Raw genomic sequence first — 23,705 nt, 5'->3', positions numbered from 1 at the left:
ATTTAAGGCGCTTAAATGAGCACGTTATCCCTTATCCCCAGCGAGTCTATTTTATGAATAAGCCTTCTACCCCAAGCCTCAATGATGAGCGCATCTTAGCGTTATTTGATCTCGACCATACTTTGCTCGATGTCGATAGTGATTATCTTTGGGGCGAGTATATTGTCAAGCACGGCTTAGTTGATGAAGCGGAGTATCGCACCGCTAATCAGAAATTTTATAATGACTATATAGAAGGCACGCTTGATGCGACTGAGTACAATGAGTTTGTCGCGCAGTTTTTAGCAAGTTTACCGATGGACAGGCTACACGCGCTACGAGAGGATTATATCCAGTCTGAGATTGAGCCGCATATCCGCCCCAAAGCGATGGAGGTATTATGTCAACACGTTGAGCTTGGTCATGAGGTGGTGATTATCTCAGCGACCAATGATTTTGTGGTCTCAGCGATTGCTAAGCGCTTTGGTATTGAGGCGGCTAATGTATTATCAACGCCATTAGAGATTAAAGATGAGCGCTACACCGGAAAACTCACCGATAAGCCGAACTTCAAAGAAGGTAAAATTTATCATCTTGATAAATGGCTGGGTAAGCAGCAAATAGATGGTAACAAGTTCGATAAAACCTATGCTTATTCTGATTCCAAAAACGACATTCCATTACTGGAGTGGGCGGATGTCGCGGTTTGTGTCTCGCCGGATGATGCATTACATGCGCACGCTTTAGCACATCGCTGGGCGGTTGAGGATTGGTCGATTTAGAGCTATTTAAAAGTACTCTACAAGCTATACCTTTTATTAAAATGAAAACTATATAACCTCAAAATAGGAACCCCGATGGAAATCAACCCCTACCAAGAGCAAATCAAAGACTTATCCGAGCGTGGACAGGACCTGCGGAGGTATCTTTGACTTCGATGGTAAGCAAGAGCGCCTAGAAGAAGTCAATTTAGAGATGGAGAGTCCCGATCTTTGGAACGATCCCGAGCGCGCGACCAAAATCAGTAAAGAAAAAAGCCAGCTCGATAGTGTCATCGATGTGGTGGTGTCACTTGAGACCACGCTTGAGGACGCAGCAGCTATGCTAGAGCTCGCGGTCGAAGCGGATGATAAGTCGCTACTTAAAGATGTGCAATCAGAATTAGACGATGCGGAAAAACGCGTCGCTGATTTGGAGTTTCGCCGGATGTTTAGCGGCGAGATGGACCCAAACAATTGCTATTTAGATATCCAGTCGGGTAGCGGCGGCACGGAAGCGCAGGATTGGGCGGAGATGCTACTACGCATGTACACGCGCTGGGCGGAGTCGCACGGCTTTAAGGTAGACGTCATTGAGGTGTCTTCCGGTAGCGTTGCCGGTATTAAATCTGCCACTATTGAGATCAAAGGCGATTACGCTTTTGGTTGGCTACGTACTGAGATTGGCGTACACCGTCTGGTACGCAAGTCGCCGTTTGATAGTAATAATGGTCGTCATACCTCGTTCGCTGCGGTGTTTGTGTCGCCTGAGATTGATGATGATATTGAGATCGATATCAATCCCGCTGATCTACGTATCGATACTTATCGCTCATCAGGCGCGGGTGGTCAGCACGTCAACACCACGGATTCGGCGGTACGTATCACTCATGAGCCAAGCGGGGTGGTGGTGACGTGTCAAAACGAGCGTAGCCAACACGGTAACAAAGCCACGGCGATGAAAATGCTGCGTGCCAAGCTCTATGAGCTAGAGATGCAAAAGCGGATGGCGTCGCAACAAGCGGTGGAAGATAATAAATCCGATGTGGGTTGGGGTAGCCAAATCCGCTCGTATGTGCTCGATGATTCGCGGATTAAAGATCTGCGCACTGGCGTTGAGACTTTTAATACGGGCGCGGTATTGGACGGCGATTTAGATCAATTTATTGAGGCTAGTCTCAAAGCAGGTTTGTAAACTTTATTACAAAGTAAAATGCTGGGCTAAAGCACCAGCCTACAATAATTAAATTTTAATATTAACTGTTTAATAAACCTTAAGGAAAAATAATGCCAAGCGTGAATAACTATTTTGATAATAAAGTGACCTCTATTGCTTTTCAAACGGCAACGAAGCCTGCGACTGTCGGGGTGATGGAGATAGGCGAGTACGAATTTGGCACTAGCGAGTTTGAAACTATGAGTGTGGTTAGTGGCGCATTAACCGTTAAGCTACCCGATAGCGAAGAGTGGCAAACCTTTAACGCTGGCGAGCAATTCACCGTTGAAGCCAATCAAAAATTTAACGTTAAAGTCGAAGTCGAGTCCGCTTATTTATGCACTTACGGTAAATAATGCTATTAAACCAAAACTAATATGACCAAAAACGTCAAGCTCATCGTTTGGCGTTTTTTTATGGCGATCTATTAGAGAAGTTTACCTTTACATAGCGCTATATATTATCGGCGTCAATTTAACAGTAAAAAGCGCTTTTATTCATTATGCTTAAGCCTTAGCAGTTATCATAGGCAACGAGAAATATTAAGGATTTTCACTTATGGCGAATAAGGCTCAAGCAAAGGCTGCTGTAGATCTGCGCCACGATTATGAGCGCTTAGCCAAGCGAGCAAAACTGCGTTATGTCAGTGATGATGAACCAGGCTTCACCCGTCGTCGTCATGGACGCGGCTTTACTTATCGTGATCCAAATGGCCAGACGGTTAAGGATAAAAAACTGCGCCAGCGGTTTGAGGCTTTAGTGATTCCGCCTATGTGGTCCGAGGTGTGGATTTGTCGTCATGAAAACGGTCATTTGCAATCGACAGGGCGTGATGATAAAGCACGCAAGCAGTATTTGTATCACAAGCTGTGGGATAGCGTGCGCGATCAGGCCAAGTTTGCGGCGATGATAGGGTTTGCAGCCGCGCTCCCTAATCTACGGGCGCAAGTTGAAAAGGATCTAGAGGCACAAACCTTATCGCATGATAATGTACTAGCGGCAGTGGTCAAGCTGCTCGAGACCACTTTGATCCGTATCGGCAATAGTCGCTATGCTAAGCTAAACAAAAGCTATGGTCTTAGCACCCTGCGTAGCAAGCATGTCTCTGAGACTGATAATGGTCTTGCTTTTGATTTTGTCGGTAAAAGCGCCAAAGCTCATCATATCGAGCTGCAAGATGAGCGTTTAATCGATATTGTCCAGGCCTGCTCAGAGCTGCCAGGCTATCAGATTTTTAAATATCTAGACGATAATGGCGATAAGCAAGTGGTTGACAGCTCCGATGTTAATAGTTATTTGCGTCAGCATCTTTGTGAGGATATTAAGACTGAATCGGACTGCACGAATAGACTCTATAGCGCCAAAGACTTTCGCACTTGGATGGCTAGTGTGCTGGCGGCCAGTTATTTATATGACGAGCTGCAGAACGGTGAAGGCGAAAAGATTTTAGCCAGTGCGCCTGATAGCAAATTGCGTCAAAATCTAGTCACTGAGATGGTAAAAAGTGTCGCAGAAGAGCTGGGTAATACGCCGACAGTGTGCCGCAGCTCTTATATCAACCCCATCATTATTGATAAGTTCTTGGCGGGCGAGTTCTTTGAGGCGTATAAACAGGCGCGACGTGGACGTACCAAAAACTATCAAAGCGTGGAGGAAAAAGCGCTGCTTGGTTTCTTATCTAGTATAAATTAATTTTTAATACTAACTGTCGCAGTTAGTGTCATACATTTATTAAAACCGATACGCTACGTATTGAATTAATAATCAAAATACGTTACTAATAGAGCAAGTTATCAAAGTATGGCAAAGCACTTGGTAGCTTATAATTTTTAATAATGATCGCTCAAGCTTATAAGCTTGACGGCTTTTGCTAAAGGATTAGCTTATGACCTCTACCACCTTCACTTCCCAAAACTATTACGAGTATTATAATAATTTTGATATGTCGTCACTACTGACAGAGATATTTGGCGATTATCCTGAGGATCGTCTTAATGCCTACATGGCTTGTTGTGGCCGTCATATTCGAGCAGGACAAGGCAATAAAATAGCGCTAGTACATGAAGATACCGCCAATAACATTACTCGTATGAGTTTTGCTGAGCTTGATAAAGCCAGTGCTCAGGTGGCTAATCTATTGCAGTCTTATGGCGTAAAAGTAGGCGATCAAGTCGCTACGATGTTGCCTCGCACCCCTGAGCTATTGGTTATTGTGCTGGCAACTTGGCGCATTGGAGCAGTGTATCAGCCGCTATTCACCGCCTTTGGCTATGATTCGATTAAGTATCGCATGGATAAAGCTGATACTAAAATTGTCTTTACCAATAGTGAGAATCGTAGCAAATTTGCCGATTTAGCAAAGCAAGCAAAGATGGTATTGGTTGGAGAGAATGAAGATCAGCAGTGGCCTGACGATGATTATCATAATAGTGTCGCAGGCCAGGCGCAAAGCTTTGCGCCAGTAGAACTTAAGACTGATGCGCCGTTTTTGCAGATGTTTACCTCAGGCACCGTCGGCAAATCGAAAGGCGTCAGCGTACCTTTAGCCGCATTGCCAGCGTTCTATCTGTATATGCGTTATGCGATTGATTTACAGGAGTCGGATAACTATTGGAATATGGCCGATCCGGGCTGGGCTTATGGTCTTTATTATGCGATTACAGGGCCATTATTATTAGGTATCACTACTCACTTTAATGAAGCAGGCTTTGATGCTGCTGATACCCGCGACTTTATGCTGCGTCATAAAATTACCAATTTGGCCTCATCACCGACGGCTTTTCGTATGATGAAATCAAGCGGGGTTTTCCAAAAACCCACTGATGAGCATAGCGATGAGCACCCTTCGTTACGTGTCGCCAACTCTGCAGGCGAGACTTTGAACACCGAAGTCGTCGGCTGGGTTGAGAGTCATTTGGGCTGCAAAGTTTGCGATCAATACGGACAGACCGAGACGGGCATGACTTGCTGTGAGCATCATGCACTTGAGCATAAGTGTCCGGTAGGTTCGATGGGGTTGGCGCTGCCTGGTCATAGCTTGGCGGTCTTAGGTGAGGAGATGCAAGTACTCCCAGATGGCGAGCAGGGGCAGCTGGCGGTAGTGGTTAGTCAGTCGCCAGCCTTTTATTTCCAAGGTTATAGCTGGAATGAGAAGCAAGCCTTTTTTGGCGATTATTACCTGACAGGCGATGTGGTTGAGCGCCATAGCGATGGTACTTATTGGTTCTCAGGCCGCGACGATGATATTATTACTACCGCCGGATACCGCGTAGGGCCGACCGATGTCGAAAACAGTGTCATGGAGCATGAAGCGGTCGCTGAATCTGCGGCGGTGGGCATAGCTGATGAAGCGCGTGGCCAGATTATAAAATCCTTTGTGGTGCTCAAAGAGGGTATCGTAGGCAGTGATGAGATTGCACAGCAAATCAAAGCCTTGGTAAAAGAGCGACTATCGGCTCATGCTTATCCGCGTGAGATTGAGTTTGTTGAGGCTTTGCCCAAAACCCCAAGCGGCAAAATACAGCGCTTTTTATTACGCAGCTTGTCCGAAGGTTAAACCAGCAGTTTCAGCCATTTATTGATAGCAACTTTCAAAAAGGTTTAAGGAATATTTATGCAAATTAAGGACAATAGCTTTTTGGTGACAGGCGGGGCGTCAGGGTTAGGAGAAGCAGTGGTTCGCGCTATTGCTGCGCAAGGCGGCAAGGTGGTTATCGCTGATCTTAATGAAGAGACGGGTAAGGCTTTGGTCAGCGAATTAGGGGACAAAGTGCGTTTTGTGCGCTGTGATGTCACTAGCGCTGATGAGGTGCAAGCGGCGGTAGACTTAGCGGAACAAGACTTTGGCGGACTTCAAGGCTCTATCAACTGCGCGGGTATAGCGGTGGTACAAAAGCTGTTAGATCGAGACAATAATCCCGCCGATTTAGAGGCTTTTACTCGCGGCGTCACTATCAATCAGGTCGGTTCATTCAATGTTGCGCGCTTGGTGGCCTCAAGTATCGCTAAGCGTGTCGCGGCTAATGCTAGCACGAACACGGAACAAAACGCGGATAATGGCATTATTATCAATACTGCCTCTATCGCCGCCTTCGATGGGCAAGTGGGGCAAGCCAGTTATGCCTCCTCCAAAGCGGGCGTGGTCGGGATGATGTTGCCGCTAGCGCGTGAGCTGACTCGTCATGGTATCCGCGTGATGACTATTGCCCCAGGCGTATTTGCGACGCCAATGATGGAGAGCTTACCGGAAAAAGCGCGTACGCAGTTAGAGGGTGCGGTTCCTTATCCTAAACGCTTAGGTGTCCCAAATGAGTTTGCCAAACTAGTAAGCCATATTATCGATAATGCTTATCTCAATGGTGAAGTCATTCGCTTAGATGGCGCGATTCGGATGGTATAGTAAATATTTAGTAAAATAAACGCTTAAGATTATAAAGTGCTACTGGTATAAACCTTGTTTGCTACGTCCCCACAGGCTGCGCAATAATCATGCCAGTAGCGCTACGTTGTTTTTAAACTGTACTTATTATCGCGTTCTTTATTTATTCATAATCTCTGCACAAATTTGACATAGTTATTTGCTACCTTTAATAAAACTATAAGAAGCTAAAACTATGTCATTTTCTTATCTAACTTCCCGAAAAACCATATTTATCTGTTTGGCTATGCTGACACTTATGGTAATTGGTGTACTAAGTGTGAGTGCGCTAGCCGTTGCAAAGGACGCTGCTAAAACCATTCCTGCTAGTGTCACAATCGACAAAGTCTATGTCGATAAATCTGAGCGCGTATTAAAGCTATTGAGCGGCGACAAGGTAATCAAAACCTACCACGTTGCTTTAGGGGATAGTCCGGTCGGTCACAAGCAGCAACAAGGCGATGAGCGTACGCCTACTGGTCATTACATCCTTGATTATAAAAATGAGAACTCTATTGCTCATCGCTCCATTCATATCAGCTACCCCAATACTACTGACAAAGCCCGTGCCAAAGAGCTTGGCGTCAGTCCCGGCGGCAATATTATGATCCATGGTCAGATGAATGGTTTTAGTCATTTGGCATGGTTTAACCAGCAGCGCGACTGGACCGATGGCTGTATTGCCGTTACCAATGCTGAGATGGATGAGATTATGGCAGTTTATAAAGCGGGTATGCCTATTGAGATTGTCGAGTAGAGATAAAAGGGTTTGAGGTAAGTCGAGGTAGCGTACTTTTAAGCATTATATCAGTTTATAGTGATTGAACTATACTGACAGCAGCTAAATCAGGAGCTAAATAGAATAAGAGCCTTTTAAATTATAGGTAATTTTTTAATTTGGTCTTGAAATATTGGTCATTAATAGTTACTTAATTGTCATGGATTTATACCACTGCTATTAGTAAGGTTTTATATTTAATTTGCTTGAAATGCTAAGCCGTATCCCTTATATAGATAGCAACCAAAGGCAAACAGATGAGTCTAGTACTTATAAAAATCGGTTGCCAATTACAAATTATCAGAGGATAACATATGAGATTTGAGAAGTTTACGCAAAAACTGCAATCTGCCATTCAAGAGGCGCAAAGTCTAGCGTTAGGTCGTGACCATACTGGCATTGATCCGGTGCATTTATTAGCCGTGCTACTACAAGATGAGTCTAATATATCGATTTGCCAGCAAGCAGGCGCTTCTATTCCAGCTTTGAAAAACGGTGTGGCAAAAGCATTGGACAATCAAGCAACTATTAGCGAACCGACGGGCGATGTCAATCTAAACCCAAACTCCGTTAAAGTATTGAACCTTGCCGATCGCCAAGCACAAAAAGAAGGCGATGACTTTATCGCGACTGAATGGGTATTATTGACCTTAGCAGAGCAGGGCGATACCAAAAAAATATTTGAAAGTGCAGGGGTGACCGCTGCCAAATTAAAAGCGGTGATCGAGCAGTTGCGCGGTGATGAAACTGTCAATAACCAAAACGCTGAAGATCAGCGTGATGCGCTAAATAAATATACCATTAATTTAACTGAACGCGCGGAGATGGGTAAGCTTGATCCAGTGGTTGGTCGTGATGAAGAGATCCGCCGTACTATTCAAGTCCTCTCGCGCCGTACCAAAAATAACCCCGTGCTTATCGGTGAGCCAGGGGTGGGTAAAACCGCTATCGTTGAGGGTTTGGCACAAAAAATTATTAATGGGGACGTACCAGAAGGTCTACGTCATAAAGAAGTATTGTCGCTAGATTTGGGCGCCTTAATTGCCGGGGCGAAGTTCCGCGGTGAGTTTGAAGAGCGACTCAAAGGCGTGCTTAGTGATTTGGCTAAGCAAGAAGGTAATGTCATCTTATTTATCGACGAGCTGCATACCATGGTGGGCGCAGGTAAAGCCGATGGCGCAATGGACGCTGGTAATATGCTCAAGCCTGCTCTTGCTCGCGGCGAGCTGCACTGTGTTGGCGCAACCACTCTTGATGAGTATCGCCAGTATATCGAAAAAGATGCCGCCCTTGAGCGCCGGTTCCAAAAGGTGCTGGTCGATGAGCCAAGCGTTGAGGATACCATTGCTATCTTGCGCGGTCTCAAAGAGCGCTATGAGCTGCACCACGGCGTCGATATTCAAGATAGCGCTATTATTGCAGCGGCGCGCATGAGTCATCGTTATATCACCGATCGTAAGCTGCCGGACAAAGCCATTGATTTGGTCGATGAGGCAGCAAGCCGCTTACGGATGGAGATGGATAGTAAGCCTGAGTCTTTAGGTAAGCTTGATAGCCGTCTGATTCAGCTCAAAATGCAGCGCGAAGTGCTCAAAAACGAAGAAGATGCTGGCGCAAAAGCGGAACGTAAAGCTTTGGATCAGCAAATTGAAGAGCTTGAAAAAGAATACGCCGATCTCAATGAGATTTGGCAAGCTGAGAAGGCACTGGTTAAAGGTAGTCAGCAGCTCAAAGACGAGCTAGATAAAGCACGTATCGCTTATGACAAAGCCAGTCGTGAAGGTGATTATGAGACCATGAGTCGCCTGCAATATGAAACCATTCCTCAGCTAGAGCGCCGTATCACTGAGTCAGATTTGGCTGAGCAAAAAGAGCAGACAGGTGAGAATAGTGGTATTAAGCTGCTGCGTAATAAGGTCACTGATAATGAGATTGCCGAAGTGGTTAGCGCCGCCACCGGTATTCCGGTTAGTAAAATGATGCAAGGCGAGCGCGATAAACTCATAGCGATGGAAGACAAGCTGCATGAGCGCGTCATCGGTCAAGACGAAGCGGTACAGTCGGTGGCAAACGCGGTACGTCGTAGCCGCGCGGGATTATCAGACCCGAATCGTCCCTCAGGATCGTTCTTGTTCCTTGGACCAACGGGCGTGGGTAAGACTGAGTTGACTAAATCATTGGCCAATTTCTTATTTGATAGTGAAGACGCGCTGATCCGTATCGATATGAGCGAGTATATGGAGAAGCATAGTGTTAGCCGTCTCGTCGGTGCGCCTCCTGGCTACGTAGGCTATGAAGAAGGCGGTGCTTTAACAGAAGCGGTACGCCGTAAGCCTTATAGCGTGGTGCTATTTGACGAAGTCGAAAAAGCGCATCCCGATGTCTTTAACATCTTACTGCAAGTGCTCGATGATGGCCGTTTGACTGACTCGCAAGGCCGAGTCGTGGATTTTAAAAATACCGTTATTATCATGACCAGTAACTTGGGCTCGCATAAGATTCAAGAGATGGTTGGTGAGAGCTACGAGGATATCAAGGCAGAGGTGATGGAGTCAGTGGGCGAGCATTTCCGTCCAGAGTTTGTGAACCGTATCGATGAGATTGTGGTTTTCCATGCCTTAGGTCAAGCGCAAATGGCAGGTATTGCTGATATTCAGATCGATCGTCTACGCACACGTTTGCAAGATCGTGAGCTTGATATCGCTTTATCTGATGAAGCGATGAATCAGCTAGTGGCGGTAGGTTATGATCCGGTTTATGGCGCGCGTCCGCTTAAACGTGCCATCCAGCAAGAGATCGAAAACCCACTATCGCTAAGACTGCTGGCCGGTGATTTTGTCGCTGGTGACATTATCAAGGTCGATGTCGGTCAAGATGACAAACTCACTTTTGATAAGCTTAGAATGAGTTAATAGCGTTTTAGCTTACTAATTTTTAATCTAACCCTTTATCTGCCATAGTAGATAAAGGGTTTTTTGTTGCGTATATTGTATCTAAGGATGCCTTTATCTGTTCTCTTTAGGCTGCGTGTACCAGCACCGAGCTATCTTTTACAGGGATAAAGTGACAAAACGCTGAGCTAAAGACACTGCCTGCTTCAGATAGCTACAATGTTAACAGTGCGATGCTAAAAGTGCGATTATAAAAATGCAAAGGATGAATATTATGTTAATAAATAGCCTAAGTATTAAAAAAAGCCAAACTATTTTATCATTGACTATAAGCGCCTTACTATTTAGCACGTCAGCTTGTTCTGAGCCGACCAATAATGCTACACATATAGCCAGCGCTAGTGATAGTTCTAATAGTTCTAACAAGCAAACTAATGAGCAATCGAGCGCTAGCAAACCTAGCTTTACTACGCAAACCATCGCCACTTTTGATGAGCCTTGGGCGATGAGCGCTTTGCCTAAAAGCGCAGGTGAGAATGAGCCAAAACTACTAGTCACCCAAAAAACAGGCGAGCTATTTATCGTTGATACCGCAACTGGCAAAAAAGTAGCAATCGCAGGTGTGCCAAAGGTCGCTTATGGCGGGCAGGGCGGACTTGGCGATATCATTCTAGCTCCGGACTTTGCCACTACTAATAACGTCTACCTTAGTTATGTCGAAGCAGGTACAGTCAGCGAGAGTAATAAATATGGCGCCAAAGTTATCAAAGCAAAGTTTGCCGGAGTAGACAGCGTCAACCCAAGTCTACAAGCGATAACCCCCATCTGGCAGCAGACACCTAAGGTTGAAGGCCAAGGTCACTATAGTCATCGATTGCTGTTTTCTCCTGACGGCAAATATCTATATATCAGCTCAGGCGATCGTCAGCAGAAAGATCCAGCGCAAGATATGAGCGTCAATTTAGGCAAGATCATTCGCCTATATCCTGACGGCTCTGTACCGGCGGATAATCCTTTTGCCAGTAATAAAGACATTAGTAGTCAGTTTTGGAGTATAGGACACCGTAATGTATTAGGAATGAGCTTTGATAATAAAGCTCAGCTTTGGGCGCATGAAATGGGGCCAAGAGGCGGGGATGAGTTTAACTTGATTAATAAAGGCGCTAATTATGGTTGGCCGTTAGTGTCCAATGGTCGCAATTATTCAGGTACTGATATTCCAGATCACGACACTCGTCCTGAATTCGCTGCGCCCAAAATCAGTTGGACACCAGTCATCTCTCCCTCTTCAATGAGTATCTATAGCGCAGGCAGCCATAACGACTTTCCTACTTGGGAGGGCAATGCGCTACTTAGCGGTCTGTCCTCACAAGCTCTGATTGTAGTGACTATGGACGCTACTAATCAAGTGTCAGAGCGCTATCGTTATGATATGAATGAACGCATTCGCAGTGTTTTAGCGGTCGATGGCGAGGTGTTTTTATTGGAGGATGGTAATAATAGTAGATTATTAAAACTGATAGCTAGTTAATTATACAGCGGTTTAAAGCCGCAAAATGGTGGAATAATACGAAGGCTACTGACGTATTCCTATTTGGTTATAGTAGGTAATCTATTGATAATAAAGGGTTACTTTGTTAAAGTAACTTTCCTAAAAAATTAAGGTTACTAAACAGATGGATCATGTCAAGGTCGAAAGATTGGGCCCGTTTCCAAGAGTTAATAAACCTGTTTTTATCACCTCAGGTCTGTTAATTGTCGGTTTTATTATCTTTGGTACGTTTTTTACCGAAACAGCCGGCGCACTATTTAGCTTTTTACAAAGCTTTATCACTACCAATTTTGGTTGGTTTTTTATTTTACTAATGAACGTCGCTTTGGCGTTTTGTATTTATCTTATTGCGAGTCGCTATGGTGATATTCGCTTAGGTAAGCAAACGGAGCGCGCGCAGTATCCGCTATTTTCTTGGATTGCTATGCTGTTTTCAGCGGGTATCGGTATTGGACTGGTGTATTGGGGTACCGCCGAGCCGCTATATCATTACATGGCGCCGCCAGTGGGAGACGCGGAAACTATAGAGTCCGCCAAGCAAGCGATGAATATCTCCTTTTTGCACTGGGGTCTACACGCTTGGGCGATCTATACTATTGTTGCTTTAGCGCTAGCTTATTTTCATTTTAGACGCGGTTTACCGCTCTCTATTCGCTCCACTCTTTATCCTATTTTAGGTCAAAAAATATACGGACGTTGGGGTCATACGGTCGATATTTTAGCGGTATTTGGCACAATGTTTGGGGTAGTCACTTCTTTAGGCTTAGGGGTGATGCAGATCAACTCAGGTCTTGAAGGCTTGTTTGGCATTCCTAATAGTATCGGCGTGCAGTTTGTCATTATTACCTTTGTGACGCTGCTGGCTTGTGGTTCACTGATGCTAGGTTTGGATAAAGGCATCAAGCGCCTGAGTGATATTAATATGGGCTTTACTGGCGTATTGTTAGCCTTTATGGTTATCCTTGGCCCAACGCTATTTATCTTTGATAGCTTTTTTGAGAATATCGGTAATTACTTAGCGGCGGTGGTTCCTCTGAGCTTTTGGGGTGAGGCTTATAGCGGTACAGATTGGCAGGCAGGCTGGACGATATTTTATTGGGCATGGTGGGTCAGCTGGGCTCCATTTGTTGGTGTGTTTATCGCTCGTATCAGCCGTGGCCGTACTATTCGCGAGTTTGTCTTAGGGGTACTACTGATTCCTATGACTATTTTGTTTTTTTGGTTCACCACCTTTGGCGGCGTTGCTATCCATATGGAGCTATTAGCAGCTTTGGATCCTTTGTTGGCTAGCCCGGGTCTAGTCGAAGCGGTACAAGCCGATACCGGTAGCGCTATCTTTAAGCTGGTTGAGTACTATCCATTGACCAAGCCGATTACTTTTTTGATTGTCATTATGATTGTCTTATGGTTTGTGACGTCATCGGATTCAGCCAGTTTTGTCATTGATATGTTGACCGCGGGCGGCGACACTAATCCGCCTAAGATCCAGCGTCTATTTTGGGCCATCATGCAGGGTCTTATCGCCGCTATATTATTAGCAGCAGGAGGCTTAGGCGCGCTACAAGCGGCGGCTATCGTAGCTGGTCTACCTTTTGCTATCGTCGTTTTTGTGATGATGTATGCGCTATGGCGCGGCCTTGGCCGTGATCGCTTGATATTGTATCGCGCGCAGCAGCAATTTATAACTGACGAGTCAGTCGATCATAATACTGCTGACGAATTTACAGATGAGCATCTGCTAAAAGGTCCGCCAAAGATTGTGCAAGGTGATTAGTCTTTCATCTTGCGCTAAATGCTAGAGCTACAAGCCCCAATCTATAACTAGGTTGGGGTTTTTTTTATCAAATGAGCTAATAGCTAACGCTAGCTAATCTCACTTTTTAAACCTCAAAAACCAACTCAGCTTCACAAATTAAATTTGATTATCACCCAAATATATCTGTATATTAAAAAAGCTTGCAACAGCGTTGCATTTGATAATTAGGCCATATCTTGATATGGTGACGCAATTTTATACTTTGGAAAGTCTATGGATCACGTAAAAGTTGGCCGCTTAGGCCCTTTTCCACGGGTAAGTAAACCGGTGTTTTTGACCTCAGCGATTTTGATTTTAGTCTTCATTATCTTTGGTGCTTTTTTTAATGCCCAAGCTGAAGTGCTCTTTAATGCCGCAAAAGCCTTTGTCTCTTTGCGCTTTGGTTGGTTCTTTATTGTGGTGGTGAACTTAGCTTTAGTCATGAGTATTTACATGATATTTAGCCGATATGGAGATATCAGATTAGGTCATCAAACCGAGAGGCCTGAGTATAATTTAGTCTCTTGGATTGGTATGTTGTTCTCAGCTGGTATCGGTATTGGCTTGCTGTATTGGGGTACTGCCGAGCCTCTTTATCACTTTATGGCGCCGCCTTTAGGGACGCCTGAAAGCGTTGAAGCAGCTAAGCTTGCGATGAACATCTCCTTTCTACATTATGGTCTTCATGTCTGGGCGATCTATGGCATGGTGGCGTTAGCTTTGGCCTATTTTCACTATCGGGTCGGTTTGCCATTGGCTATTCGCTCAACACTATATCCGCTCATTGGTAAAAAGATTTATGGCCCTATGGGGCATACGGTAGATACGCTAGCGGTATTCGGTACTATGTTTGGGGTAGTGACCACGCTAGGCCTTGGGGTATTACAGATTAACTCAGGCCTTGAGAGCTTATTTGGTATTCCAAACAACATCACCGTACAGATTATTCTAATTGCCTTCATCACAGTATTAGCAGGGATGTCGCTGTTTTTAGGATTAGATAAAGGCATCAAGCGTTTAAGTGATATCAATATTTTATTCACCGCTGTGCTGTTAAGCTTCGTGATTATCTTAGGGCCTACGCAGTTTATTTTTAATAGCTTCGTTGAAAACGTCGGTAATTATTTACATCAAGTGATTCCGTTAGGTCTGTGGACTGAGTCTTATGAGGGTCAAGAAAACTGGCAGTCGTCTTGGACTATTTTTTATTGGGCTTGGTGGATCAGTTGGTCGCCATTTGTTGGTGTGTTCGTCGCTCGCATCTCACGTGGCCGTACTATTCGCGAGTTTATCTTAGGCGTGTTATTTATACCTATTACTATTTTATTTTTATGGTTCACCGCTTTTGGTGGCTCAGCAGTACACTTGGAGTTGATGGCAGCAATCGATCCTAACATAGCAAGCCCAGGTTTGATCGAAGCAGTAAAAGCTGATACTGGTAGCGCTATCTTCAAGCTAATGGAATCTTATCCACTAACCTCAGCGGTAAACTTGCTCATTGTGGTTATGATCGTACTTTGGTTTGTGACTTCCTCGGATTCTGCTAGTTTCGTTATCGATATGCTAACCTCTGGCGGTGATACTAACCCACCAAAGATACAGCGTCTATTTTGGGCAGGTACTGAAGGCGTTATCGCTGCGGTACTATTAGCAGCGGGCGGCTTAGGCGCTTTACAAGCCGCTTCCATTGTTTCAGGCTTTCCATTCGCTATTGTGATTATGATTATGATGTACTCGCTGCTGCGTGGTTTGAGCCGAGATCATCTGATTCTTTATCGCAATCAGCAGTGGTTTATCACCGAAGAGTCAGCAGAGCATAACTCCGCTAATGAGTTCCGTGATGAGGAGCTGTTAACTGGTCCTCCAGCTATTGAAAAGACGGATGAATAAGTGTTAATTTAATAATTCGTTGCCCAAAAATTAGTCGCTTGATTATAAGATTTCAATAAAAAATGCCTAGCTTATCTAGATAAGCTAGGCATTTTATTTTAATGATAATAATCTAGGGCTCGCTTGTACTTAGCTTTGGAGGATAGGCTGTTTTTATTTATAAAGACTTTATTAAACAGTTTTATTCAGCATTGCCGTTTTTATTGAGCTGTACATAATTATCAAAGTTCTGTGCATAATCGGTCAAATTGTCACTTAGCATTTGACGGTACTGCTTGACATAAAATTCAATAATATCTTCTTTTTCTTTGGCAAAATCCTCACCTTTTACAAAGCCAATAGAAGCAACTGAAGCGCTATAACGCGCCGCGGCATATAGTAGAGATGCGCCAACTTGTCCGGAATGCGCTTTTTCGCCCAGTTGACTATTTGCCACGCCAATAATCTCATCAGCTCGTTGATAAAAAGACTGCATTTCAGGAGTAATCTCAACGCTGTTATCGGTGTTTTCCGTATCGTTTTGTACATTATTATCGGACATAAAAGACTCCTATTAGGTGATATTAATTAAATCGTGTCTTATCTAAATGGTGCAAGTTAAGTGGTGCAATGCCAATGTTGTCAGTCTGGGTCTAGTACTGGCAATTATAAACCCGCATCGGCCTTTAGAATCTCAGCTTTATCGGTTTTTTCCCAAGTAAAGGCCGTCTCAGAACCAGGACGACCAAAGTGTCCAAAAGTAGAGGTTTGCTGATACATAGGCTGCAATAGATTAAGCATACGAGTGATACCATAAGGGCGCAAGTCAAAATGCTTACGAATCAGGCGAATGATCTCATCGTTATCGATTTTATTGGTGCCAAAAGTATTGATAGAGATAGAAGTCGGCTCTGCTACGCCGATGGCATAACTGACCTGAACTTCACAGCGATCAGCAATGCCAGCAGCGACAATGTTTTTGGCGACATAGCGTACCGCATAAGCCGCGCTACGATCGACTTTAGAGGGATCTTTACCACTAAAAGCGCCGCCGCCATGACGAGCCATACCGCCGTAAGTGTCAACGATGATTTTTCGACCTGTCAAGCCGGCATCACCTACCGGACCACCAATGACAAATTTACCGGTTGGATTAATATGATAGCGTGTGCCTTTGTGCAGTAGCTCGGCGGGTAGCACTTGCTTGATGATATTCTCCATCACCGCTTCTTGTAGATCCGCTTGTGAAATACTTGGATCATGCTGGGTTGAGAGCACTACCGCATCGATAGCGACAGGGCGATTACCCTCGTAGTTTAGCGTGACTTGCGCCTTAGCATCAGGACGTAACCACGGCAGCTCACCGGCGCGGCGCAGCTCAGATTGACGCTGCATCAAGCGATGAGCGTATTCAATAGGGGCGGGCATTAACACTTCGGTCTCGTTACTGGCATAACCAAACATCAAGCCTTGATCGCCAGCGCCTTGTTCTTCTGGGCTGCTACGATCAACGCCTTGCGCAATCTCAGGCGACTGTTTGCCAAGCATATTGATAACCGCACAGGTTTCGCCATCAAAACCTAAGTCTGAATGATGATAGCCGATACCATTGACGGTATCACGGACGATACGTTCAAAGTCGATATTGGCGGTGGTTGAGATCTCGCCGGCTAGCACTACTGCGCCCGTTTTTACTAAGGTCTCGCAGGCCACACGAGCATGCAGATCTTCACGCAAAATGGCGTCAAGTATGGCATCGGAGATTTGATCAGCCATTTTATCGGGATGGCCTTCACTGACAGATTCTGAGGTAAATAAACTATATTCACGCATAATGGGATCGCTTAATGGCAGGGACTGTTACAAAAAATCAGTCATTATTAAATGTTATAAAAATAAAAAAAGTGGCTCAAAAAAATTACCATATCTTACCGTGATTTGCCCCAAAACTCTAGGGTGTCTTTGCGACTCAAGCAAACTAGCAAATCTCTTGATCGGGATAAACAAATCTAAATTTTCAAAATTATTGAATAGTAGTGCATTACAAATTGCTATGATGGGTTGTAAATCTAAGCACTTATACCCTTAAAAAGCTATAAACCTAAATGATTATAATTCCAAAAATTTAGCCTTATCCTTAAACATGCACTCTTCATAAACCGGACATTGACCACATTTTGGCGTGCGCGCCTGACAAGTATAACGCCCATGTAAAATCAAATAATGATGAGCGTCTAGCAGCATATCTTCTGGAATACGCGCCACTAACTTTTTCTCAACAATTAACACGTTTTTACCGGTCGCTAGGCCAGTGCGATTACCGACACGGAAGATATGAGTATCGACCGCCATAGTGGGCTGACCGAAAGCGGTATTAAGCACCACGTTAGCCGTTTTGCGCCCAACGCCGGCAAGAGATTCTAGATCTTTACGATTATCAGGCACTTGGCTATCGAACTTATCGATCAGATCACGGCAGGTCTTGATAACATTTTTGGCTTTAGCGTTATAAAGGCCAATATTCTTAATATAGGGTTTTAGACCTTCTTCCCCTAATTCCCAAATCGCTTCGGGAGTATTGGCTACCGGATAGAGCTGCTGGGTAGCGATATTGACACTGACATCTGTCGCCTGCGCGGAGAGGATAACTGCAATCAATAGCTCAAAGTTACTATTGAACTGCAGCTCAGTGACAGGCTCCTCTATAGTCGCCGCTAGTTTGTCAAAAAAAGGTCGTACATTACGCTTTGGCATCAGTCTTGAGGGCGGCGTATCGGCGGTTTTATGTTTGACAGTTTTACTCATAAAAGGGGGTCTTTATTTGCTGTGAATTCTTAGTGTAAAAGCTTTAGGGAGAAAGTAGCTTGAGGCTTTACAAGCCGGCGAGCTCATTTTGCAGAGCGATAAGCTCGCTTTGTTTTTTATCATTAGGCCGGAGGCTCAGCTGTTTTTCTAGCTTTTTAATCTTGCTACGCAGCTTGGCAGCTGCAATAGTTTGCTTGGCTTGTTGCTCACTGATATCTAAAGCTTGGCTCGCTACATTATTGAGTTTGGCTTCCACCATACTAACGACTGGCTTGGCATTACTACTGTCGGCTAGCTGCTTGGTCACGCGCTGCAAATGCGTATGATAACGCTGACGCAGATCCTGTTGCTCCTCTTCGCGTTCAGTCTCGGACAGCTGACGATGGACGGTCACCAAATCAATGCAATCCACCGGACAAGGCGCTATACATAGCTCGCAGCCGGTACAAAGATCGGTAAAGATAGTATGCATATGCTTACCAGTACCGACGATAGCATCGACCGGACAGGCAGGAATACACTTTGTGCAGCCAATACAGTCGTCTTCACGAATGATAGCGCGCACCTCAGTTGGGCGGCTAGTAGCAATATCTATCGGCCATTTTGATGGCTCAGCAATGACCGGTGCACTGCTATCGCTGCTTTCATCAGAGTGGATAATGCTGCCAATAGCGTCAGTCACTGGCTGTCCACCAGGCACACATTTATTATACGGCTCATTGTCGACCACAATCGCTGCCGCATAAGGCAGACAGCCATCAGGATGATCGCAAAGGCCGCACTGAGTCTGCGGTAAGCAGCTATCAATACGCGCAATCTTATTTTGAGTAGCCGCCGGTAGCGTCTCAATCGTCAGGGTATCGAATAAAATAGGCAAATTCGTCAAGCGTGTTAATAAGGGCTTAGCGTGGTTATCAGACATTGAATACTGACCTTAAAGCGGACATAAATAGCAGTAAATAATAATGGGAATAAAAGGATTAGGATGAGACTAATACTAATGGCAGTTCATAGTTAACAAAGCTCAACTCCTTGTTCCTCAGCGATTTGAGCAATCAATTCGTAGGCGATGCTACCTTTAAAAGGTATCTTCGGCAAGTCTGATAAATCAAAGAAATCGGCATGAGAGAGCTCATCTTCTTGCCAAACAATCTCGCCACTGGCGTAGTCAGCTCGAAACCCTAGCATTAAGTTTGAAGGAAAGGGCCAAGGTTGACTACTAACATAACGAATATCAGTTAAGTGTATATTCACCTCTTCATAGACTTCACGAACCACGGCATGCTCTAGGCTTTCACCGACTTCGACAAACCCAGCAATCAGCCCGTATTGTAGCGGCAGGCTAGTCTGACCATAACGATGGTGATGCGCGAGTAGTACTTGCATCTCGCCTGTTTGCGGATTGGGGCGGGTAATAGCGGTAATAATGCAAGGCTGTACACGCGGATATTGGCGTAAGCGACAAACGCTACAAACCATCGCCCGCTCACCGGTTTCGGCTGCAGCTACAGGCGCACTACAGCGACTACAAAACCGAGTATCCGCTTGCCAACGCAGCAGCTGAATGGCTTGGCTGAGCTGATCGGCTAGCGCAGGCGCAAGCTGAGTGACGAGCTTACGGTAGGAGATAAAAGCGTATATAGGCGCTACTTTATCACTCTCACTCTCTAAAGCCGTCTCTACTATAGTTTGTAGATCAGCACTGGCGGTTATCTTTGGCAGCGTTAATTGATGCAGGCGAGCATAGTCATAACTTATAGCGCTGGTTGCCGGTGCACTGCTAAGCTGAGCTTGGCTGATTGCACAATCTTTATCATCCTGTTGCCAGTAACTAGGCGCTAAGCTCTCTAGCAGCTCAACCCGGCCTAATTGATAACGGGGCTGCTCACTAGTTAGCTCAGCTGCTAGAGGGAGAGCAAAAGGCTGCCAACCATCCAAAGTATGGCGACATAAGATAGCTTCTTTTTCAAAAACAAAGGTATGACTCATTTAAATCAATCCGGAATAATTAGGCGGCTAGTAGCTGACTCAAGCTGTGCTGACCGACATCTAGCGAGCGCTTATTCACCGGTCTATTATGCTCAAAACCATCTAATCGGTAGTCCACGGACATTAGCACATCTGCTATACGGCTAAGCATTTGCTCATCAAATGGCTGCTCAGCTGATAATTGCTGCTGTATAAAGCTGGCGAGCTGACTAAACATGTAAGATAATGTAGGTAGCGCCAAAAATCGTAAAGCTCCTGCCACTTGATGGATCAGCTCTGGTATCGGTGTTAGCAGCGCTAGCTGATTATTACCTTCTGCTGAATAATCTATAATCGCTTGCTCAGCTTTTATAATATTACTGCGACTTTCTTGTACTAAAATATCATAAGCAGTATCAAGCTGATGCAAAGAGATTTGCTGACTATTGAGCGATAAGTTAATAGCGCCAGGCGTATGCATTTTTGCCATTGCGATAGCAGCGTTTTCGGCAGCCATCAAAGCCAATAACAAGTCATCAAAATCCTCAGAGATAGGATTATGCCAAGTTGCTACTGCTTGAGCGGCCTGAGTCAATAAAGCGGCGGTATCGTTTAGATTAAACAGGCTTAATGTGGAGCTTAGCTCCTTTATGTTGGTTGCAATATCCTTGGGCTGTATAGGCGTAATACTAATATCATCTCTACGAGCATAGCTATCGACTTGTTCTTTGATGATACTGATTTTTTGTTGAATTAAGTCATTAGAGATATCTGTTATGGCACGATTAGGGCCAAATAAGAAGCGTTTCATCTGTTCAAGCTGCGGTAAGTCGAGCTGATTATTGGCGTACTGCTCACGTAGTTTAAGCGATGGAGCATTTTCACGACTACAAGCAAAGCTGACAAGATCGGCAAAGCGAATATCCATCACCGGCAGATAGCTATTAAACTGCTGCTCTAGATAGATCAACAGATGTTTTTGACTCAAAGAGAGTGGTAGCAGCGTCTCGATATCGGTAACGGCTGCCAAAGCTGCTTGCCAAAATAGACTGTTACTATATCCGGCTATCAAAGCACAAGCGCTGCTCATAGCCTTAAGCTTTTCGGCATCGCTTGCAGATATCTTGCCGTCTTTATTGGTTAATAATACACTCAGACCGCTACGATAGACGTTAGTGAGCAAATGACTATCTAGCCCTAGCGAGTCTAGCGACTGAAAGTTATTTTCAGGATTAGCGATGATGACGCTACTACTACCAAAATTGGCAAAGTGATCTGCGGCAATAGGCTGTTTATTACTATAAGCATTTAGCTTATTAATGATAGGCAGCAATAAAGAGGGCTCTACCGTTTCTGTCAATAGCACAAACTCTATGTAGCGATCGAGCGTGATTATGGCCTCTGAGAGATCCATAATAAGCGCGTCATGGTGGTGATCTTGACTGTCATAAAGCTGCTGCATGCCTTGGGCAATAGCGGTGCTTAAAAACTGACCGCCTTTGAGGGAGATTAGCTGAAAAATGTTTGATAGCTGGGTTAGTACTTCTATTGAATCAAGAAGCAGCGGTGCTTGCGAGTTGTTATCATTAAAATCGCTTAGATGAATCTCCGCGTTTTTTAGAGTGACTATAATCTCACTATGCAATAAATGTAGGGAAGGTAAGTCAAAATTAGTGATACTAAGCGTAGGGGCGCTTAAAGTGGTTTTTTCGGATTGACTCATAGTTTTCCCTTATAAATTATAGATAATACCGTTTAGAGTGAATAACTTTCCCTGTGCTATCTTGTCGTACTTACCAATGAGCTAGACTGTCGCTCATTACTGGATAATCAGCGGCAAGGTTAGTAAACCAATCTTGATTGGCCTGCTCATCTTTACTAGACTCTAATAGTAGTGCCGCTAGGTTAGCAAAGTTGGCATGAGTGGTTTGACCATCCTCGCTGATACTATCCTCTTCAATCGCTAATGACACCTGACCACCGGTCATCGCCAAATAGACTTCAGCCAAAATCTCCGAATCCAGTAAAGCGCCATGAAAAGTACGGTCTTGCTTACCGACATCTAAGCGGCGAACTAGCGCATCAAGAGTGTTTTTTTGCCCCGGATATTGCTGTTTTGCCATGAGTAGGGAGTCAGTGACTTGCACTCGCTCAGCAAAATCGTTCAGGCCAACTTTAGCAAATTCCATGTTCAAAAAGTTCATATCAAACGAAGCATTGTGAGCGATAATCTCAGCACCATCCATAAAATCATAAAGCGCTTGTGCCACTTTATCAAAGGTCGGTTTATCTGCCAAAAAAGCCTCAGAGATACCGTGAATACGAATGACCTCTTCATCCATCCCGCGCTGCGGATTGATATAGACATGCAGCTTCTCACCAGTAAACTTACGACCGACTAGCTCTACGATACCGACCTCTATCACTCTATCGCCTTTTAGCGCGTCAAGTCCGGTAGTCTCGGTATCCATAATTAGCTGACGATTACTCTCACCTTTGTGAATAGGCTTTGGCAGTAACGGCTGAAAATACGGATTGGCACGGCTAGTATCACCATCGAATTTTGGTAAATCAGCTTCTTGAGCGGCAGAGTGCTGCAAAGTAGTATCATCAGTCATAGCATGGCCTGTAGTCGTGTTACTTACAAAGTTAGGTGGTTGATCTTTATCTGCCACTTCATTGATCTCTTCATCCTCAATATCTTCAATATCTTCAATATCTTCAACATCGTCAAATTCATCCAGACCTAAAGGATCAAAGCTCAGCCAATCGTCTTTATCAACCTTATTAATAGCTGCATTATTTACTGGCGCGCTAGCAAGCGCTTTTTTTTTATCAGTATCAGTATGTGTTTGGCTGATAGTAACCGTAGAGGAGGGCTCGCTACTAGCTGTGACTCCAAGATTGGCCAGCTCATCGGCTTTTTCGTTACCCGCGTGACCTGCGTGACCTTTGACCCAGTGCCATTCTACATTACGATGTTGGCGCAGAGTATCTAGCTGTTGCCAAAGATCTTGATTAGCGACTGGTTTTTTGCTCGCTGTTTTCCAGCCGCGTTTTTTCCAGCCCTCAATCCAATCAGTAATGCCTTTTTGTACATAGCTTGAGTCGGTCCAAATCTCTAAAGTTGTCTCAATCGGACTGTGCTCTAAAGCTTTTATCGCGCCCATCAATTCCATACGGTTATTGGTAGTCATGGCTTCACCGCCATACAAATCCTGCGTGTGTCCATCACTAAAGATAAGATGCGCGCCCCAACCACCTGCGCCAGGATTGCCTTTACAAGCGCCGTCAGTAAAAGCGATAGTAGTATTAGCTTTAGCTGCCAACAGGTCAGCTGATTTGGCGGTGAGAGAGTTAGGGCGGATAGAAGGATAATCGGACATATAAATTCAAGGCTCTGGCAAAGGCAAAATCAATGGCAAAATCGATGGCAAAAATAGTGCCACTATTTACTATAAAAGGTGCTCACGATTATAGCAAATCTGGGCTTGATAGGGCGATTACAATACATAAAACTGTAATACCACATATCTAAAAAGCAAGGCTTGGGTTTTTGAGTTAAAATAACGCTTATTGAGCAAAATAACGCCAATTTTTTGACAATTTATCTCTACTCTTTGACGCCGCTTTAAGCTCAAACCAAAGAAGCTAAAACCAAATACCACTTCACTCCC

Annotated in this window: 18 protein-coding genes; 11 read left to right on the top strand and 7 right to left on the bottom strand. The window is 44.7% G+C overall.

Translation table 11 applies throughout. The annotated features are described in order from the left end of the window. Positions 1-53 precede the first annotated feature (53 nt). The 11 genes from M0N77_RS06980 to M0N77_RS06930 all read left to right on the top strand — a co-directional run bounded on the left by M0N77_RS06980 (position 54) and on the right by M0N77_RS06930 (position 15,276). Positions 54-761: an HAD family hydrolase gene (locus M0N77_RS06980; RefSeq protein ID WP_353104512.1), complete on the top strand. Its 708-nt coding sequence runs from the start codon at positions 54-56 to the stop codon at positions 759-761. Positions 762-836: 75 nt separating this feature from the next. Beyond that, positions 837-1,932 (top strand): peptide chain release factor 2 gene (gene prfB / locus M0N77_RS06975; RefSeq protein ID WP_353104511.1). Its coding sequence is split into 2 segments (ribosomal slippage): positions 837-908 and positions 910-1,932, totalling 1,095 coding nucleotides; the frame shifts between segments, so codons are not numbered across the junction. Between the two features lie 92 nt (positions 1,933-2,024). Next, positions 2,025-2,309, top strand: coding sequence for a pyrimidine/purine nucleoside phosphorylase (locus M0N77_RS06970; protein ID WP_353104510.1), 285 nt, complete (start codon positions 2,025-2,027; stop codon positions 2,307-2,309). Positions 2,310-2,511: 202 nt separating this feature from the next. Further along, the gene (locus M0N77_RS06965; RefSeq protein WP_353104509.1) at positions 2,512-3,645 is read left to right on the top strand and encodes a DNA topoisomerase IB; all 1,134 of its coding nucleotides are present in this window, start codon (positions 2,512-2,514) and stop codon (positions 3,643-3,645) included. 193 nt (positions 3,646-3,838) lie between these two features. Continuing rightward, positions 3,839-5,509, top strand: coding sequence for an AMP-binding protein (locus tag M0N77_RS06960; RefSeq protein WP_353104508.1), 1,671 nt, complete (start codon positions 3,839-3,841; stop codon positions 5,507-5,509). Positions 5,510-5,566: 57 nt separating this feature from the next. Continuing rightward, positions 5,567-6,352, top strand: a complete 786-nt coding sequence (locus M0N77_RS06955) for an SDR family NAD(P)-dependent oxidoreductase (protein WP_353104507.1) — start codon at positions 5,567-5,569, stop codon at positions 6,350-6,352. Between the two features lie 214 nt (positions 6,353-6,566). After that, the gene (locus M0N77_RS06950) at positions 6,567-7,127 is read left to right on the top strand and encodes a L,D-transpeptidase family protein (protein ID WP_353104506.1); all 561 of its coding nucleotides are present in this window, start codon (positions 6,567-6,569) and stop codon (positions 7,125-7,127) included. Positions 7,128-7,462: 335 nt separating this feature from the next. Then, positions 7,463-10,060 carry an ATP-dependent chaperone ClpB gene (gene clpB / locus M0N77_RS06945; RefSeq protein WP_353104505.1) on the top strand — a complete coding sequence of 866 codons (2,598 nt, stop codon included), beginning with the start codon at positions 7,463-7,465 and terminating at the stop codon, positions 10,058-10,060. A gap of 253 nt (positions 10,061-10,313) precedes the next feature. Then, positions 10,314-11,570 carry a PQQ-dependent sugar dehydrogenase gene (locus M0N77_RS06940; RefSeq protein WP_353104504.1) on the top strand — a complete coding sequence of 419 codons (1,257 nt, stop codon included), beginning with the start codon at positions 10,314-10,316 and terminating at the stop codon, positions 11,568-11,570. 145 nt (positions 11,571-11,715) lie between these two features. Then, positions 11,716-13,365: a BCCT family transporter gene (locus M0N77_RS06935; protein ID WP_353104503.1), complete on the top strand. Its 1,650-nt coding sequence runs from the start codon at positions 11,716-11,718 to the stop codon at positions 13,363-13,365. A 255-nt stretch (positions 13,366-13,620) separates the two neighbouring features. After that, complete coding sequence (locus tag M0N77_RS06930; protein ID WP_353104502.1) at positions 13,621-15,276, top strand: BCCT family transporter; 1,656 nt, start codon at positions 13,621-13,623, stop codon at positions 15,274-15,276. 181 nt (positions 15,277-15,457) lie between these two features. Here the strand turns inward: M0N77_RS06930 and M0N77_RS06925 are convergent, their stop codons facing one another. The 7 genes from M0N77_RS06925 to dnaQ form a co-directional block, all read right to left on the bottom strand. Continuing rightward, complete coding sequence (locus M0N77_RS06925) at positions 15,458-15,817, bottom strand: DUF3144 domain-containing protein (protein ID WP_353104501.1); 360 nt, start codon at positions 15,815-15,817, stop codon at positions 15,458-15,460. 104 nt (positions 15,818-15,921) lie between these two features. Next, positions 15,922-17,088: a methionine adenosyltransferase gene (gene metK / locus M0N77_RS06920; protein ID WP_353104500.1), complete on the bottom strand. Its 1,167-nt coding sequence runs from the start codon at positions 17,086-17,088 to the stop codon at positions 15,922-15,924. A gap of 276 nt (positions 17,089-17,364) precedes the next feature. Beyond that, complete coding sequence (nth, locus tag M0N77_RS06915) at positions 17,365-18,060, bottom strand: endonuclease III (protein ID WP_353104499.1); 696 nt, start codon at positions 18,058-18,060, stop codon at positions 17,365-17,367. A gap of 67 nt (positions 18,061-18,127) precedes the next feature. After that, on the bottom strand, positions 18,128-18,982 hold the full coding sequence (locus M0N77_RS06910; protein ID WP_353104498.1) for an RnfABCDGE type electron transport complex subunit B: 855 nt from the start codon (positions 18,980-18,982) through the stop codon (positions 18,128-18,130). Between the two features lie 92 nt (positions 18,983-19,074). Further along, positions 19,075-20,049 (bottom strand): NAD(+) diphosphatase, encoded by a 975-nt coding sequence (gene nudC / locus M0N77_RS06905; protein WP_353104497.1) that lies wholly within the window; start codon positions 20,047-20,049, stop codon positions 19,075-19,077. Positions 20,050-20,068: 19 nt separating this feature from the next. Then, the gene (locus M0N77_RS06900; RefSeq protein WP_353104496.1) at positions 20,069-21,751 is read right to left on the bottom strand and encodes a hypothetical protein; all 1,683 of its coding nucleotides are present in this window, start codon (positions 21,749-21,751) and stop codon (positions 20,069-20,071) included. Between the two features lie 70 nt (positions 21,752-21,821). Then, a complete protein-coding gene (dnaQ, locus tag M0N77_RS06895) occupies positions 21,822-23,414 on the bottom strand; it encodes a DNA polymerase III subunit epsilon (RefSeq protein WP_353104495.1) in 1,593 nt (530 codons plus the stop codon). Between the last annotated feature and the right edge of the window lie 291 nt (positions 23,415-23,705).

This window comes from Psychrobacter sp. AH5, from assembly GCF_040371085.1.
GTDB lineage: Bacteria > Pseudomonadota > Gammaproteobacteria > Pseudomonadales > Moraxellaceae > Psychrobacter.
Note: the sequence above shows the minus strand (reverse complement) of the source record. Positions and strands in the feature narration are given on the sequence as shown.

Excerpts from the sequence above, each read along its gene's own strand:
- nth (WP_353104499.1), bottom strand. The coding sequence starts at position 18,060 with ATGAGTAAAACTGTCAAACATAAAACCGCCGATACGCCGCCCTCAAGA.
- M0N77_RS06955 (WP_353104507.1), top strand. The coding sequence starts at position 5,567 with ATGCAAATTAAGGACAATAGCTTTTTGGTGACAGGCGGGGCGTCAGGG.
- M0N77_RS06950 (WP_353104506.1), top strand. The coding sequence starts at position 6,567 with ATGTCATTTTCTTATCTAACTTCCCGAAAAACCATATTTATCTGTTTG.
- nudC (WP_353104497.1), bottom strand. The coding sequence starts at position 20,049 with ATGAGTCATACCTTTGTTTTTGAAAAAGAAGCTATCTTATGTCGCCAT.
- M0N77_RS06935 (WP_353104503.1), top strand. The coding sequence starts at position 11,716 with ATGGATCATGTCAAGGTCGAAAGATTGGGCCCGTTTCCAAGAGTTAAT.
- clpB (WP_353104505.1), top strand. The coding sequence starts at position 7,463 with ATGAGATTTGAGAAGTTTACGCAAAAACTGCAATCTGCCATTCAAGAG.
- M0N77_RS06960 (WP_353104508.1), top strand. The coding sequence starts at position 3,839 with ATGACCTCTACCACCTTCACTTCCCAAAACTATTACGAGTATTATAAT.
- dnaQ (WP_353104495.1), bottom strand. The coding sequence starts at position 23,414 with ATGTCCGATTATCCTTCTATCCGCCCTAACTCTCTCACCGCCAAATCA.
- M0N77_RS06940 (WP_353104504.1), top strand. The coding sequence starts at position 10,314 with ATGTTAATAAATAGCCTAAGTATTAAAAAAAGCCAAACTATTTTATCA.
- M0N77_RS06910 (WP_353104498.1), bottom strand. The coding sequence starts at position 18,982 with ATGTCTGATAACCACGCTAAGCCCTTATTAACACGCTTGACGAATTTG.
- M0N77_RS06965 (WP_353104509.1), top strand. The coding sequence starts at position 2,512 with ATGGCGAATAAGGCTCAAGCAAAGGCTGCTGTAGATCTGCGCCACGAT.
- metK (WP_353104500.1), bottom strand. The coding sequence starts at position 17,088 with ATGCGTGAATATAGTTTATTTACCTCAGAATCTGTCAGTGAAGGCCAT.
- M0N77_RS06900 (WP_353104496.1), bottom strand. The coding sequence starts at position 21,751 with ATGAGTCAATCCGAAAAAACCACTTTAAGCGCCCCTACGCTTAGTATC.
- M0N77_RS06980 (WP_353104512.1), top strand. The coding sequence starts at position 54 with ATGAATAAGCCTTCTACCCCAAGCCTCAATGATGAGCGCATCTTAGCG.
- M0N77_RS06970 (WP_353104510.1), top strand. The coding sequence starts at position 2,025 with ATGCCAAGCGTGAATAACTATTTTGATAATAAAGTGACCTCTATTGCT.
- M0N77_RS06930 (WP_353104502.1), top strand. The coding sequence starts at position 13,621 with ATGGATCACGTAAAAGTTGGCCGCTTAGGCCCTTTTCCACGGGTAAGT.
- M0N77_RS06925 (WP_353104501.1), bottom strand. The coding sequence starts at position 15,817 with ATGTCCGATAATAATGTACAAAACGATACGGAAAACACCGATAACAGC.